Here is a 16,412-nt window from a genome sequence, read left to right on the forward strand (position 1 = left end):
CGATTAGAACCGTAACGAGGAGGACCCATGGTGGTAACCGGGCGCTGGTGGAGTAACTGACATGGCATACGTACGACTCACCGGAGTCAGCTACCTCGACCCCGAACTCGCCTACGACAGCTACGTCCTGTTCACCGGCGCCGACGGGGTCACCCGACTGATCGACCTCAATGGCACCGTGAAGCACGAGTGGCCGTATGCCGGTGTGCCACCGCGCATCCTGGACCCGGCGCTCAACGATGGGCGTATCGGCGATGTCGGTGTGCAACTGTCCGACAGCGACGATGCCCGCGGCGGCATCTACGCCAACGGTACCGTCGGCCAACTCGACTGGGCCGGCGAGGTGGTCTGGGAGTGGGGCACGCAGGCACCGGACGGCGCGGCCCGGCAGAACCACGACTGGGAGCTGCTGCCGAGCGGAAACCGACTGATCCTGACCACCGTTCCCCGTGTGGTGCCAAGTCTCGGCGACTACACCGTCGGAGACCAGGGGCTCTACGAGGTGACGCCAGAAGGCGAGGTCGTCTGGCAGTGGCTGGCCGGTGACCATCTCGACGAGTTCGGATTCTCCGATGCCGGGTGGGATGCCCTGCGGCAGGCCGTTGCTCGCGACCCCGACGATCCCTGGGGCTATCTGGAGATGAACAGCGCCAAAACTCTCGGACCCAACCGGTGGCACGTCGACGATCCGGGCTCTATCTTCCACCCCGACAACATCCTGATCAGCTTCCGCAAGGCCAACATCATCGCGTTGATCGACAAGGCCTCCGGAACGATCGCCTGGAAGTTGGGGCCCTACTACGACGCCGAGTTCGGCGCCCAGCACCAGCGCATCAACGTGCACAAAGTGCCGCGACCGGTCGATCAGACCTCCGGTCAGCACAACCCGCACATGATCGCCACGGGCCTCCCGGGCGCAGGCAACATCCTGGCGTTCGACAACCAGGGCGGGGCCGGGTATCCAGCGGCGCCGCTGGGCATCTACGCCGGCTCCCGGGTGCTCGAAATCGACCCTGCTACCAAGGAAATCGTGTGGCAGTACACCGCCGAGGACTCCGGCCTGCCGTCGTGGACCTTCTTCAGTTCGTTCGTCAGCAATGCGCAGCGTCTACCCAACGGCAACACCCTGATCACCGAGGGGATGCAGGGGCGGTTGTTCCAGGTCACCCCCGACGGCGACGTGGTGTGGGAGTATCACAGCCCGTATCAGGGGTACGGCGTGGCCGGTGAACCCGAGGTCAAGCAAACCAGGGTGCCCGGGGTCGACCGGCTCACCCGGACCGCGCTGGTGTACCGGTCGCAGGCCGTGCCGTTCGACTGGGTACCCGAGGGCACGTTGCGCCACCCACTGCACGCCGTGGGACTTGAGCCGGGACACCTACCGTGACAGCCGGTTTGGCGGTTCGCGGCACGACGGCGAGCCCGCCACAGCGCCCGGCCCCAGCTCTGCTGCGGTCGGCATTCGCCCGGCTGAGCGTCCTCGGTTGGACGCTCGCCGGGCTGGGGATCGCCGCGGCCCTGTGGTCGCTGATCGTGGCAACCGGACGGTTCCCGCGACAGCTGTTCCCGAGCGTGCCCGAGATCCTCACCGCCGGCCGCACCCTGTGGACCGACGGCCTGCTGTTCGACGACATCGTCGCCAGTTTACAAAGAGCGGCAGTCGGTTTCGCGATCGGCGCGGCCGCCGGGATTGCCATCGCGGTGTTCACCGCCACCACTACCGCGGGCCGCAACCTGCTGCAACCGGCACTGCGGGTGTTCTCGCCGATCCCGACGATCGGCCTCGTCCCGTTGGCGATCCTGTGGTTCGGGCTGGGCGAGACCAGCAAGCTCCTGGTCATCGCACTCGGCGTCTTCGTCCCGGTGTGGATCAACAGCCACTCCGGGTTGGCAAGCACCCCGGTCGACTATCTGAAAGCTGCCCGCTGCCTGGGGGCCGGCCGTTGGCAGACCCTGTCGCGAGTGGTGCTGCCCGAGGCGGCCCCCGACATCGCGTCCGGCCTGCGGGTGGGTGCCGCGATGGCGTTTGTGCTCATCGTGGTGGCCGAGATGACCGGCACCACATCGGGTATCGGGTATCGGATCTCTCAGGCACAGCTGTTCTCCCAGGCCGATCGCCTGATCTTCTGCCTGATCATCCTGGGCATCGTCGGGGCCCTGTGCGACCTGCTCGTCGCCTCGGTCACGTCCCCATTTACCCGCTGGGCCCATGAGGAGCGCTGAGATGGCCATCGAGACCCACGACCTCGTGGTGAGGTTCCCCGGCAAGCAGGAGCCGACGCTGAAGGGCATCTCCCTGACCATTCCCGACGGATCCTTCTCCGTCCTCGTCGGTGCCTCCGGCAGCGGTAAATCGACTCTGCTGCACTGTCTTGCCGGTCTCATCACGGCCACCGCGGGCTCGGTGACCGATAGCGGCGAGACAGTCACCTCACCGCATCCCCGCCGGGGCGTCGCCTTCCAGCGCGACGTGCTGTTCCCATGGATGACGGTCGCCGACAACATCGACTTCGCCCTCGCGGCCCGACGACTGTCAAAACGTGAGCGCCGGGGCAAGATTCACGAACTGCTCGACTTGGTGGGCCTGCGTGACGAGGTGGCGGCACAGCGTCCCGGTGAGTTGTCGGGCGGTATGCGGCAGCGGGTCAGCATCGCCCGGGTGCTGGCCGGGGAGCCGACGGTCATGTTGATGGACGAACCGTTCGCGGCGCTCGACGCGCTGACCCGTCTGCGCATGCAGGATCTGCTGATCGATTTGTGGACGCGGCTGAACCGCACGATCGTGTTCGTCACACACGACATCGACGAGGCGATCCGGCTCGGTGACACCGTCAGCGTGTTGCGCGACGGACAGATCGTCGATCAGATCACCAATCCGCTGAGCCGCCCGCGTCCGGCCGATGCGCTGGCAGATCAGCCGGGCTACAGCGAGATTCGCAAAACCCTGCACCACCAGCTCGGCATCGACCACGTCGTGCACTGACCCCCTACCCCCACAAAGGAACCCATCCGTGAAGACCCCTCTTCGGCGCATCGTCGCCGCAGCAGTTGCCGCCGCCGCGCTCTCCGTGGCAGGCACCGCCTGCAGCGATGCGGGCACCGCGAACGCCGATCAGCTCACCGTCGGGTTCGTCGTCGACCCGTCCTGGGCGCAGGTCCCCGTCGCCGCCGACACCGGTCTGTTCGGCAAGCACAGCGTCAACGTCAAGGTGGTGAACTTTCAATCCGGTGTCGAGGCGCTGCAGGCCGCCGCGGCCGGGCAGGTCGACATCACCACCGCTGCCGATGTGCCGACCTCGGCCGCGCTGACCCGTACCCCCACGCTGCGGGTGATCGCCGACGGATCTCGCTGGGAGGGCTCACATATCGTCGCCCGGCGCAGCGCCGGCATCAACACCATCGCCGATCTGGCCGGCAAGTCGATCGGCACTCCGCTGGGCACCAGCGCCGCCTACTACGTGTCGAATGCTCTGGCACAGAACAACACGAAGGCCGAGCTGGTGCAGGTCTCCCCGTCGGCCATCGTCACCGCCGCCACGCAACGCAACGTCGACGCGGTGTCGATCTTCCAGCCTTACCAGGCGCAGACCATCAAGGCCCTCGGCGACGACGCGGTGGCCCTGAGCGGTGGAACCTACAACCAGCACAGCCTGTTCGTCGCCACCGAAGCCGCCGTCACAACCAAGGGCAAGGCGATCTCCGCATTCCTCAGCGCCCTCGGTGACGCCGGTGCTGCCCTGTCCGAACACGACAACGCCGCCACCGACGCCGTCGCCAAGGCCACCCAGCTGGACCCCGAACTTCTGCGCACCGTGCTCACCGAGTTCGACTTCACCATCCAGCTGAATCCGGACCTGGCCGGCAAGCTGGCCGAACTCGGGACGTGGGCCAAAACTCAGAAGTCGATCGACCCGAGCACGCAACTGCCCGACTACGCAAAGTTCCTCGACAACCAGTTCCTGCCGCAGCCGAGCAAGTCCTGACAGCTACGTCGTCCCAGCCCGCAGCTCACGCCGTCGCAGCAGTGCCGTGCCGAACGCGCCGACCACCACCAGCTCAGCAGCCACCCCGCTGCTGACGGCGGCCAGCAGCCAACCTGCGACACCGGTGGCCAGCACAAACGGTGGCAGCCACTCCAATACCCGCGACCAGGACGGCACCGGGTGCAGCTCATGCGCCGCGTCCTTGGCCCGGGCGTACTCGGGATAGAACTCGGTGACGGCCACCGCGAAGAACAGCGCGGCCAGCTGCAGAATCCAACCGGTCCAGAAATTGTCGGTACTGCCGTACAGCACATCCCCGAGGAAGCCGACCGACGCCGAGAAGCCGAAGGCCGCCGCCCACACCCCGGTCACCACCATGTTGGTGCGCTTGAACAGCGGCGTATCCCAATGGTCCGGCGGGGTGACGTCACGCGCGTACGCCGTGGTGTACGGCCGGCCGATCATCAGGCTGACCAGGGCGAAAATCGCCAACGAGGCATTCGTGATCTCCCCCGCCCACATCTCCAGCCACGTTTTCTCTCCTCTGGAGGCCACCAGGCCGACGGCGGCCAGCACCACGAAGAAGACCACTCCGAGCATCTCCAGCACGTGGACCGGGATGTTGCGACGACGGTCCAGTGCCAGCACCAGCAGCGAGAAACCGAGCGCGCCCCATACCGCGATCTCGTAGCGGCCCGGACCGGCCAGAATCGCCATCAGCGCCCACGGCACGATCCCGGACAACGGAGAGTCCAGAAACGCATCGAGGGCTTTGCCGAGCACGCGACGACGGTAGGTGACGCAGCTGGGAAATTCCCAAGACGGCAAAACCCCGCCATCGGGAATCGTCGGGCGGACCATGGTCATATGGCCTCCGACCTGGACACCCGCGTCGATGAGATCGCCCCGGACATCTACCGGCTCTCCACCTGGATACCGGGGATCACCGAGCACGGTTTCACCTTCAACCAGTTCCTGCTGACCGGTGACGAGCCGTTCCTGTTCCACACCGGCCAGCGGTTCCTGTTTCCGCAGGTCTCGGCGGCCATCGAGCGGATCCTGCCGCTGACCCGGCTGCGCTGGATCTCATTCGGCCACCTCGAGGCCGACGAGTGCGGTGCGGTCAATCAGTTCCTGGCGGCCGCGCCGGACGCCGAGGTGATCCACGGCCCGCTGGCCATCATGTTGTCGCTGACCGACATGTGCGATCGCGCTCCGGTCGCAGCACCTTTGGATGATGTGCACGACGTCGGTGGGCACCGCCTGCGGTTCATCGCCACCCCGCATGTTCCGCACAATTGGGAAGCCGGGCTGTGGTTCGACGAGGCCACGTCGACGCTGTTGGCCGGCGATCTGTTCACCCACACCGGGCAATGCCAGGCGCTCACCGAATCTGATTGTGTGGCGCCGGCATTGGATGCCGAGGCGGTGTTCCACGCCACCGGCCTCACCACCAACCTGATTCCCGCCCTGACCCAACTGGCCGAGCTGAACCCCACCACCTTGGCCTTGATGCACGGCGCGTCCTTCCACGGTGACGGCGCCGGTCAGTTGCGGGCGCTCGCCGACGGCTACACGGGGTTGTTCGGCGCGTCATAGCCGGCCGTGACCACACGCAATGCGTAGCCTTGTCGCGGTGAAGGCGTGGCAATTCGTGAGCGCCGTGATGGCTGCCGGCGCCCTGCTGTCCGGCTGCCAATCGAGCATCGAAGGCACTCCCGCCACCAGCCCGCAATCACCGACCGAGCCGAGTTTCCCGACCGCACGGCCCACCCGGTCCAGTCCGGCGCCGTCGCCGAGCACCACCGCTCCGTCGAGCACCTCGGCGTCCGCTCCGCCGTCCGGGGCCGAAACGCTGCAGCCACAGAACGGGTACGTCTTCATCGAGACCAAGTCCGGCCTGACACGCTGCCAACTTTCCAAGCAGGACGTCGGCTGCGAATCCGACTTCACCGACTCACCGGTGATCGACGGTGAGCACGCGAACGGCGTCAAACTCACCCCAGACGGCCAGCTCAAGTGGGTCGTGGGCAACCTCGGCGACATTCCGGTGGTCACCCTCGACTATCGCAAGTACCGCGCCGTGGGCTGGACCATCGATGCCGGTGAGGATGGCACCCGGATCAGCAACGACAGCACCGGGCACGGGATGACCATCGCTGTCCAGGGAGTGAAAACCTTCTAGAGCTTCTAGAGTCGGTCTATGACTGTCGCTCGGCGCGAACGTGCCGCACTGGTCGAGTCCATGCGCGCCGCAGGCCCCGATGCGCCCACCCTGTGTGAGGGCTGGACCACCCGTGACCTGGCCGCCCACATTTTGGTGCGCGAACGCCGCCTCGACGCCGCTCCCGGCATCCTGGTGCCGCAGCTTGCCGGCTATACCGAGCGCGTGCAGCGGAAAGTCAGCGAGGACACCGACTGGTCCGACCTGGTCGACCAGATCACCGCGGGACCGCCGTTGTATTCGCCGTTCAAGCTTCTGGACCCGCTGGTCAACGTCGGCGAGATGTTCATCCACACCGAGGACGTCCGCCGCGCCCAACCTGATTGGGAGCCCAGGAATCTCGATGCCAGCACGGTAGGTTTTCTGACCCGGCTGGTGCCCGGCATGGCGCGCATGGCGATGAAGGGCCAGCCCGCCCGGGTGACCCTGACGACGCCCGAGGGCAAGGCGCTCGCCACCGTCGGCTCCGGTCCCGAGGTGACGGTGACCGGGGATCCGGGCGAGTTGTTGCTGTTCGCGGCCGGCCGCGAACCGGCCCGCGTGACGTTCTCCGGTGACGACGGCGCCGTTGCGGCGCTGCGTGCCGCCCGGCGCGGGCTGTAGAACCCCAGGTCATCCACCCCTTTACTCGTTCTTGACCGTGCGTTGAATCGTCGCCACGACGATTACCGCGTGAGTACGCTTTTATCGGTGGAACTGGGCGTTTTGGGGCCTCTCCAGGTCCGACAAGACGGCGCGCCCGTCGCAGTGCCGGGCGCGAAGCCGCGCGCCATTCTCACGATGCTCGGTCTCCACGGTGGTTCGGTGGTCCCCGCCGACGTGTTCATGGAACTGCTCTGGGGCGACGCTCCACCACGCACCGCCGCCAAGGCCCTGCAGACCCACATCTCGTCGTTGCGTCACACCCTCGGCGACGGCTTCGTGCTGACCGAAGGGACCGGTTGGCGGCTGAGCACCACCGAGGTCGACGCCTCGCGATACCGGGCGGCGGCCAGGTCAGGACGGGACGCCTTCGGCGCCGGCGATACCAGCCGGGCCGTGGCACGATTCGACGAGGCGTTGGCGCTCTGGCGGGGTATCCCCGAGCTTCCCGACAGTCAGCGGGGGGCCTCGGAGAAGACCCGCTGGATCGAGGGTCACGCCGCGCTGGTGGAGGACCGGGCCGATGCGCTGCTCGCGTCCGGTCGGGCCGCAGAGCTCATCGGTGAGCTCGAAGCCGCCGTCGGCGATGCACCGTTGCGCGAACGACGTTGGGGTCAACTGATGCTCGCGCTCTACCGCGCCGGCCGGCAGGGCGAGGCCCTGGGTGCCTTCAAACGAGCACAAGCGGTCCTGTCCGGAGAGCTCGGTGTCGACCCCGGACCGGATCTCCGGCGCCTCGAAGCCTCGATCGTCGCACAAGACCCTTCGCTAGAAGTCCCTGCGGTACAACATGTTCCCTCCGTGATGCGGGCGGTGACCTTCCTACTGACCGATATCGAGGGATCGACCGCTGCCTGGGAGGAAGACGCCGATGCCATGGCGGTCGCGCTGGCCCGCCACGACGAGCTCGTCGAACAGGTCGTCACCTCCCGCGGCGGCCGGCTGATCAAGACGCGCGGTGAGGGTGATGCGACATTCTCGGTCTTCGACCGCCCGTCTGCGGCGGCTGCGGCCGCCCTCGAGCTGCAGGATGCGATTCTCCACGAGCCGTGGGTACTGAAGGCGCCCATCCGAATTCGCATTTCCCTGCACACCGGCGAGGCAGAGCAACGCGACGGCGACTACTTCGGACGCGCCGTCAACCGGGCGGCCCGGCTGCGTTCGCTCGCCGCAGGGGGTCAGATTCTGTGCTCGGGCGCGACCGCCGAACTCGTGGTCGACTCGCTGCGCGACGACGTCGTGCTTGACGATCTGGGCATGCGCGAGTTGCGCAATCTGGCCCGACCCGAGCACGTATTCGAGCTGCGCCTCGGGACCGAGGAAAGCGCGGCGGTCCCAAGCGATGCACCGGTTGAGCGGCCCGACCTTCCCACGGTGCTCGTCGGCCCAGGCCCGTTCGTCGGACGTAGCCACGAACTGGGGCAGCTCGCTGCATCGTGGCAGGCCGCGCTCACCGCTGGTGCCCGCGTGGCCCTGATCTCCGGCGAACCGGGGGTCGGCAAGACGCGTCTGGCCGGTGAATGGTCAAGGCAGGCTTATGAACAGGGCGCGGTGGTGTTGTACGGCCGCTCCGATGAGGATCTCGGTGCGCCCTACCAGCCATTCGCCGAAGCACTACGCACGCTCGTGCCCTGCGTCGGCACGCACCGATTGCGCGGAATGCGCGGCGTCGAAGCACTGCTGCCGCTGGTTCCCGGGTTGACCGACGTCCTCCCCGATCTCGCCGCACCACCGCACGCCGACCCGGACACCGAACGCTACGCACTGTTCGACGCCGTCGTGGCACTGCTGGGCGTTGCCTCGGCGGACGTGCCCATCGTCCTCGTACTCGACGACCTGCACTGGGCGGCCAAACCCACACTGCTGCTGCTACGTCATCTCCTGCGGTTCGGTGAGCATGCCCGCGTGCAGATCGTCGGCACTTACCGCAGTACCGACCTCGACCGCTCGCACCCGCTGGCGGCCATGCTCGCCGATCTCCACCGCGACGGCAGCGGCAGCCGCGTCGTGCTGACCGGCCTCGATGAAGACGACGTAACCACCTACGTCACGGAAGCCGGGTACGACGACGAGTTGGCCCGTGCATTGGCGTCGGTCACCGGCGGCAACCCGTTCTTCCTCATCGAGGCATTGCGTCATGTGGACGAAAGCGGCGGCCACTGGGACCCCAGCACCCTGCCGCAGGGGGTCCGAGAAGCCGTGAGCCGCCGACTTTCCCGGCTCCCGACCGAGACCAACAAGGCACTCGCTGCTGCCGCTGTCGTCGGCAGCCAGTTCGCCATCGATTTGGTCGAGCTGGTGGTCGGCCAAGAACTCGTCGATGCCTTCGACGAGGCATGCCAGGCCGGAATCGTCATCGAGGAGCCCGGCGGTCGGTACCGGTTCAACCACGCCATCGTCCGCCAGTCATTGCTCGCCGAACTCGCCTCCGTGCGGCGCATGCGGCTGCACCAGCGCATCGCCTCGGCGCTGGAGAACGAGCCCGGTGCCGACGACGAACTCCTGGCCGACTTGGCACACCACTACTTCGAATGCGCATGGGCGGGAAACGCTCTCAAAGCTGTCGAATACTGCCGGCGCGCGGCCGACCAGGCAATGACACGACTGGCCTACGAGGGTGCCGCCGACCTGTACGACCACGCCCTCCACGCGCTGGACGAACTCGACGACGAGGTTTCCGACCGCGACGGCCAGCGCGTCGAGTTACTGGTGGCACGCTGCGAGGCTCTGCTGGCCGCGGGCGATGTGTCCTCCGCAGCGGGCGCTGTTTCGCAATTGAAGTCGGGGGCAAGGGATTCAGACCGGCTCACGGCATGGGCGACGTGCTTCGACGGTGAGCTCTCGATGCTCGTCGACCCGGAGAGCCTGGACCAGATCGAGGCCGCGGTGGGCGCGGCTGCCGCGACCTTGTCCGAATTGAGTGACGCTGCAGGGGAAGCCAAAGCGCACACAATACGGGCCGGATGCCTGGCACGCCTTGGGCGCATCGGTGACTGCGAAGTCGCGTTGGACAACGCCCTCACCGCCGCCCGTCGAGCGCATGAACACCGCCGGGTGAACGAGGTCCTCGCGGGTGCGCCACTGGCCGCGTTGTGGGGACCCAACCCGGTTCCTCGCGCGGGCGGACGATGCCTTGACGTGGTACGTCTCCTGCGGATCACGACCGATTCGCCCGCAGTCGAAGCGACGTCGACCCGATGCCAGGCGGTCCTGGAGGCGTTCCGCGGCCGGGCTGCCGCGGCCCGGCGGATGATCGATTCGGCGCGGCGCACCGTCACCGAGCTGGGCTTGCGCCATGCGCTCGTCGAAGTGGAACACTTCGCCGGCATCGTCGAGTTGGTCATCGATGACCCCGCCGCAGCCGAGCGACATCTTCGTCTGGCCTACACCGGCTTTCGCCGCATGGGACTTGAGGCTGACACGGCGGAAACCGCCGCACTGTTGGCACGTACTTGTCTGCTACTCGGCCGCGATACCGAGGCTGAAGAATTGTGCGCAGAGAGTGAGCGTCTCGCCGGCCACGCCTTGAAGGCATCGATCACGTGGCGCACAGTTCGGGCACAGCTGCTCTCGCGCGACGGCAGGCATCGCGAGGCCCGGCAGGTGGCCGAGGAAGCTGTCGCCATTGCTGGACGCACCGATGCGTTGGTCGACCACGGCGATGCGTGTCTGGCATTGGCGACGGTGTTGGACGCCGCCGGCGACACCGCGGGGGCACGGGCCGCGGCCGAGCATGCGGCCGGTCTTTACGACCAGAAAGGCGCTGCGGCGCTGGTGGAAAGGGCGAGCGCGCTGCTTGGGAAGCGGACTGCCACGGCACCGCCCGCTGCACCCGCGCAGCCCCAAGCGCCGGTCGAGATTCGCACCGCGGCTATCCAGGCGAGCGAACGTGTCGCGGCAGCCGTCGACGCCGAAGCGTGGGATGAGTTTGAGCGGCTGTTTGCGCCCGACGGCACCGTTGAGAGTCGGCGCAAGCTTGTCGGCTTCGGGCGGACCGACTTCCGACAAGACGAAGTGGTGCACCAGACGAGGTGCGACCTCGAGAGCGGGATCATGCGGGCGAGCGAAGTTGTTCTTGCCGTTCGCGGCGAGCGCCTCGCACTCGCACGGGTAAGCATCAGCACTGTCGATGAAAGCCTCGGCGCTCCGCAGGACGAATTTCTCCAGCTGTACGGCATCGATGAGCAAGATCGTTTCGCACTTCAGATCTGGTTCGATCTCGACGATATCGACGCCGCGCTGGCCGAGCTCGACGCCCTGCACGCTCAACTCGAAGCGCCGCAATCACCACCAGACCACCCGAAGCGCCAATGGTCCCAACGCCTTCAGTCGCAGTTCGATATCCACGCTGACTCGTCGGAGGAGGACATCGGGTCGGACACTGCCTGTGTGCGGGCGATCCGCCGGTTGGACGACAGCGCCAGCCGCGAAGGCTGGGACGAGTTGGATCAGGTGTTCGCTCCTCGAATCTCGCTTGAGAGCCGCCGGAAGATCGTCGGCTTCTCGCGTACCGAAATTTCGCCCAGCGAGTGGGCGGGCAGGGCAAAGCGTTTCCCTGAGATCGGCGTCGTACAGATCCATCGGGAGCTTGTCGCCGCGCACGGCGAACGCCTGGCTCTGGTCCGCTCGACGCTGGGTACTGCAGACGAGAATCCTGGCGCACCACGCGACGAGCTACTGCATCTGATCGGGCTGGACACCGCAGGCCGCATCAGCCTGCAAGTGTCCTTCGACGTCGAAGACATCGACGCGGCGATCGCCGAGCTCGACGCCACGTACGCCCGGTTCGAGGAAGAGCGTCCGCGAGCGCCGAGGCTGGAAAACGCCGCCAGTCGCGTGTACCGGGACGTCATGGCGAACTTTGCCGTTCGCGACTGGGATGCCATTCGAAAGATCTTGGCCGAGGACGTTTCGACCGAGGATCGTCGTCGGGTGGTGAACGCCGGCCACCGACATGGGCGGGACGCCGTGATTGCCGAGATCTCGGCTATCGCTGACGTCGGGGTTACCGAACTCCAGTCAGAAGTGATCGCAACCCGTGGCAGACACCTCGCGTTGAGTCGTAGCCGAGCTTCGGCGGCAGGACAGCAAGCCGAATCCTTCCGCAGCGATCTCCTCGACATCATCGAGGTGAACGCCAACAACCAGGTTCTGGTGCGCGTCGTATTCGATCCCGATGACTTCGACGCCGCCTTCGCCGAGCTCGACGCGCGCTACCTCACCGGCGAGGCGGCGGCCCATTCGCACACCTGGTCAGTCGTCGCGGGTGCCTTCGCCGCGCTCAACCGGCGCGAACTCGACCAACTCCCCGCGACGACGCCCGACTATCGCATCCTCGACCATCGGCTGCGTACCACGATCAATGCGGCCGAAATGACCGCATTGTTCCGCACCACATGGGATCTCATACCCGACCTCTACATGTACATCGAAGTTGTACATCGGTTGAATGACCGCGGAGTCGTCATCACACAAGGAGCGCGCGGGACCTCAGACGAAGGCTTCGACGCGCAGTGGCGGATGATCCAGCTCCTGACAGTCCACGGCGACATGGGCGACCGATGCGAAATTTTCAACGAGGCCGACCTCGATGCCGCACTCGTCCGATTTGACGAACTCAGCCGACCGGTGCCCCAGCTGGAAAACGCGGCAAGCCAGGTGACAGATCGCTTTCAAGAGCGATTCGCCGCCCACGACTGGGACGCCATGGCGCAGATGGTGATTGACGAAATCAGCTTCGACGACCGTCGTCAGGTCGTCAATGCGGCCCTGCAGATCGGCCGGGATCGCTTCATCGAGAACTTCCGGGTAGCAGCTGATCTCGGCGCAACGCAAACGTTAAAGGCGATCGCAACCCGTGGCGATCGCGTCGTCCTTACTCGTGCTCATTTCGCGCGCACCGACGGGTTCGGCGCCGATCTCCTGCACGTCATCGAGATCGACAGCGATGGTCAGGTCACCGCGACAGTCACCTTCGACCCCGACGACCTCGACGCCGCCTTCAAGGAACTCGACGCCCGCTACCTCGCCGGTGACGCTGCCGAATACGCGCAGACATGGTCGGTCATCACACACGCCTACACAACGCTCAACAGGCGCGAACTCGCCGCAACGACCTCCGACTGGGTGGACATCGACCACAGGCGGAGCACATCACGGGGTCCCGCCGATCTGACTGCATTTATCCGGGCCAGCTGGGCCACGGAGCTGCGCAACATTATCTGGATCGAGGCGGTTCATCGGCTGAGCGACATCGGAGCACTCGTCACGCAAGTGGCATGCGCGACTTCGGGAGAGGGCTTCGATGCCGAGTGGCGGGAGGTCGCGATCGTGGGAGTTGAAGGCGATCTGCTCAACCGAATAGAGGTATTCGACGAGGACGACCTCGGCACCGCGCTAGCAAGATTCGACGAACTCAGTCGGCCAACGCCCCGATTGGAGAACACCGCGAGCCACATGTACCAACGTTTCAGCGCATACCTCACGGCTCACGACTGGGACGCCATGGTGGAAATGGCCGCCGATGATACCTGCACTGACGACCGTCGTCGGGTGGTAAGCGGCGGCATCCAACGCGGTCGCAACGCCTGGATCGCAAACCTGCGGTCCATCCTCGACGTCGGAGTCAGGAAACACGAGTCAGTGACTATCGCGACCCGCGGAGAGCGCCTCGCACTTACCCATGTCCGCGTTGCGGGCGGCGGTCAAAAGACCGAGGCGTTCTACCAGGAAATGCTGTGCATCGTTGAGCTAGGCACCGACAACCGATTCAGCGGAGCCGTCCTGTTCGACTCGGACGACCTCGACGCCGCCTTCGGCGAACTTGAATCCCGGTACCTCGCTGGCGAAGCGGCCGCGCACTCGCAGACGTGGTCGGCCGTCACTGACACCTACGCCACACTCAATCGGTACGAACTCCCGGCGACAACGCCGGATTGGATCGACATCGATCACCGGCGAGTAGTTGCAACCGAGACAGGCGACCTCGGCGCTGCCCTTCGCGCCGCATGGGATATCACGGCGCAAGCCACCATCTATGTGGAGGAAGTGCATCGACTCAGTGATGTCGGTGTACTCGTAGTCCACACGGCATTAGCGACCTCGCGGGAGGGGCTCGATGCCGAGTGGCGGGACATCTGCCTTTTCACGTTCGAAGGCGATCTGATCGACCGCTGCGAGCTATACGACGAGACAGGCCTCGACGCTGCACTGGCGAGGTTCGATCAACTCAGCCGACCGACGCCGGGCCTGTCCAACACAGCATCCCAGATGTTCGAACGAATTCACCTGGCCTACACCGCAGGCGACTGGGGGACAGTGGCGGAATTACTCGCCGACGATGCCGTGATCGACGATCGTCGTCCATTTGTGGGGGTCGGCGCCCGGCACGGCCGCGAGGCCGCAATCGCCAATGGGCGCGCAGTGGCCGACGTCGGGATGGGAACCGACAAGATGACAACCGTCGCGATCCGCGGGAAGTGCCTCGCCCTCATGCGTGTTCGGGTGAGCGTGCCAGAGGGCGAACAGGATCGGTTCAACATCGATGCATATCAGACGGTCGAGATCGACACGGATGAGCGGATTTTGGCCATCGTCGTGTTCGACCTTGACGACGTCAACGCCGCCTTCGCTGAACTCGAATCTCGCTACCTGGCCGGGAAAGCAGCAATCTACGCGGACACGTGGTCCACCATCACGGGCAGCTACGCCGCAGTCAACAGTCGCGAAATTCCCAGGTTGTCGCCGGAATGGGTCAATATCGATCACCGGCGAGCAATAGCATTTGCACAGGGTGAAATGCCCGCCTACATGCGTGCCACTTGGGACCTGGCGCCCGATGTCACGGTCTACATCGAGGCCGTACATCAGCTGAGCAACTTGGGAGCCGTTGTCACACATCTGGCGAGTGGGACGTCGCATCAGGGGTTCGAGGCCGAGTGGCGGGAAGTTGTCTTGTCGACGGTCGACGGCGGCCGTATCGACCGCTGCGAAGTCTTCGACGAGTCGGACCTCGAAGCCGCCCTCGCCCGCTTCGATGAGCTCAGCCGACCGGTGCTGCAGCCGGAAAACGCGGCCAGCCGAATGTTCGAACGCTTCAACGCGTACCTCGCGGCTCGCGACTGGGACGCCATGGTGGAAATGGGGCTCTTCCGACTTAGCAGGGGCGGAGCCTGGTTCTGGATGGCGCTCGCCGTGATTGGCGGGTGCAGGCCCACCGTACGCGGCGGCGTTGGTTGTCCGGTGTTCTGAATCCGAACGCGATTCGGCCGACGTGTTTGACGATTCTGTTGTAGCCCTCGCTGCGGGCGTTGGACAGCCCGGTGGTGATGGCCAGGATCATCGGTTCCTGCCACGCGGAGATGGTTTCGGCGAGCTTGACGATCTCGGGTACCGAGCACGCCGCGCAGAACGTGTAGAACCGGTACAGCGCGTCGCCGATCTCGTAGCGCAGACCGCCACGGTCGGTGCAGGCCAGCACATCTCGCAGCAGTTCCTTGGCGATCCAGGCCGCCGCGATGTCCCCGTTGGGGTCTGCGCAGGTCAGTTTCTCGAACAGCGTGTGGCGTTGATCGTCGGTCAGCCGTTCGGCGGCGCGCAGCAGCCGGCGGCGGTTGATCCACTCCGGATCGCTCTTGTGCCCGCGGCGTCCGCGGTAGGTCTGGGTGACGCGGCGGCGAACCCGATCGACCATCTCGTTGGCCTTCTTCACGAGATGAAAGCGATCCACGATCAGCTTCGCGTGCGGCAACGCCTCGCGGGCGGCCTTGGCGTAGGCCCCCGACATGTCGATCGCGACGAACTCGATCCCGTCCCTCCACGCCTGCTCGCGCTGGGTCAGCCAGTCGGTCACCGGCCGCGCGGCACGCCCGTTGACCTGGACCAGCAACCCGCCGGCGCCGGTGATGTCGACCAGGCCGCTGTCCCAGCGGTCCACCCACGCCCGGGCCCCGGTCTCCGGGCAGGTCTCCCACTTGGCCTTCCCGCGGCGGGTCTCATCGATGCCCAGCACCCGCACCGGGGGCGGTTCACCGGCCAGGACCGGATCCGCGGTGGCGATCACCGCGTCATGGCAGGTGTTCCAGCTACAGCCATACGCGGCGGCGACGGCCTTGACCGAGCGGTCGTCGTCGAGGACCGCCAGGGCCATCTCCGCCTTGGCTCGCACCGTCACCCGAGCCCGCGGCGGGATCGACGGCGTCGACTCAGTGAATGACCTGCGTTCGCAGGAGGTGTTGGTGCACAACCATTTCCGCTTTCGCCACATGATCAGCGGCCGGTCCGCACCGATCTTGATGTCCCGGGGCCGAGTCGTGACCCAACCCCTCGACCGCGACGATCTGGTTCGGCAGTCCGGGCAGATCCCGACCCACTCGAGCGCTGTGCCCACCTCAACGATGCGGACATCGCCGTCATCGACTTGCACGGACTCCACGGTGATGCCGTCGAGTCCAAGCAGCAGGGAACCACTATTGTCAGACATGCTCGCGCCTTTGCTCTGGATGCGTAGAGAACACCCAGTTGACAAGGGCGCGAGCCCTCAATCAGTCACCGACACGAACCCA

At 66.0% G+C, this 16,412-nt stretch carries 9 protein-coding genes and 1 pseudogene; 8 read left to right on the plus strand and 2 right to left on the minus strand.

The window, feature by feature from the left end:
- Nucleotides 1-61: 61 nt before the first annotated feature.
- The 4 genes from JOF57_RS22235 to JOF57_RS22250 are packed head-to-tail and all read left to right on the plus strand — an operon-like array spanning nucleotide 62 to nucleotide 3,983.
- Entirely contained in the window at nucleotides 62-1,387 is a 1,326-nt protein-coding gene (locus JOF57_RS22235; RefSeq protein ID WP_209920076.1) for an aryl-sulfate sulfotransferase, read from the plus strand.
- The gene (locus tag JOF57_RS22240) at nucleotides 1,384-2,223 is read left to right on the plus strand and encodes an ABC transporter permease (RefSeq protein WP_209920078.1); all 840 of its coding nucleotides are present in this window, start codon (nucleotides 1,384-1,386) and stop codon (nucleotides 2,221-2,223) included. Before JOF57_RS22235 ends, JOF57_RS22240 begins: the two co-directional genes overlap by 4 nt.
- A 1-nt stretch (nucleotide 2,224) precedes the next feature.
- Nucleotides 2,225-2,983, plus strand: coding sequence for an ABC transporter ATP-binding protein (locus tag JOF57_RS22245; protein ID WP_209920080.1), 759 nt, complete (start codon nucleotides 2,225-2,227; stop codon nucleotides 2,981-2,983).
- 28 nt (nucleotides 2,984-3,011) lie between these two features.
- On the plus strand, nucleotides 3,012-3,983 hold the full coding sequence (locus JOF57_RS22250) for an ABC transporter substrate-binding protein (protein WP_209920082.1): 972 nt from the start codon (nucleotides 3,012-3,014) through the stop codon (nucleotides 3,981-3,983).
- Between the two features lie 3 nt (nucleotides 3,984-3,986).
- On the opposite strand, the gene JOF57_RS22255 is transcribed toward JOF57_RS22250, so the two are convergent.
- Nucleotides 3,987-4,766 (minus strand): hypothetical protein, encoded by a 780-nt coding sequence (locus tag JOF57_RS22255; protein ID WP_209920084.1) that lies wholly within the window; start codon nucleotides 4,764-4,766, stop codon nucleotides 3,987-3,989.
- A 96-nt stretch (nucleotides 4,767-4,862) separates the two neighbouring features.
- On the opposite strand from JOF57_RS22255, the gene JOF57_RS22260 reads away from it, so the two are divergent.
- The 4 genes from JOF57_RS22260 to JOF57_RS22275 all read left to right on the plus strand — a co-directional run bounded on the left by JOF57_RS22260 (nucleotide 4,863) and on the right by JOF57_RS22275 (nucleotide 15,099).
- Entirely contained in the window at nucleotides 4,863-5,582 is a 720-nt protein-coding gene (locus JOF57_RS22260) for an oxygen-binding di-iron domain-containing protein (RefSeq protein WP_209923617.1), read from the plus strand.
- Between the two features lie 37 nt (nucleotides 5,583-5,619).
- Nucleotides 5,620-6,168, plus strand: coding sequence for a hypothetical protein (locus JOF57_RS22265; RefSeq protein ID WP_407666593.1), 549 nt, complete (start codon nucleotides 5,620-5,622; stop codon nucleotides 6,166-6,168).
- An 18-nt stretch (nucleotides 6,169-6,186) separates the two neighbouring features.
- A complete protein-coding gene (locus JOF57_RS22270; protein ID WP_209920087.1) occupies nucleotides 6,187-6,810 on the plus strand; it encodes a TIGR03085 family metal-binding protein in 624 nt (207 codons plus the stop codon).
- Nucleotides 6,811-6,897: 87 nt separating this feature from the next.
- Nucleotides 6,898-15,099 (plus strand): BTAD domain-containing putative transcriptional regulator, encoded by an 8,202-nt coding sequence (locus JOF57_RS22275; protein ID WP_407666594.1) that lies wholly within the window; start codon nucleotides 6,898-6,900, stop codon nucleotides 15,097-15,099.
- Here JOF57_RS22275 and JOF57_RS22280 read toward each other — a convergent pair.
- Nucleotides 15,005-16,391, minus strand: a pseudogene (locus JOF57_RS22280) (ISL3 family transposase). The gene JOF57_RS22275 and the pseudogene JOF57_RS22280 overlap by 95 nt on opposite strands.
- Between the last annotated feature and the right edge of the window lie 21 nt (nucleotides 16,392-16,412).

It is taken from the genome of Mycolicibacterium lutetiense, from assembly GCF_017876775.1.
Classification (GTDB): domain Bacteria; phylum Actinomycetota; class Actinomycetes; order Mycobacteriales; family Mycobacteriaceae; genus Mycobacterium; species Mycobacterium lutetiense.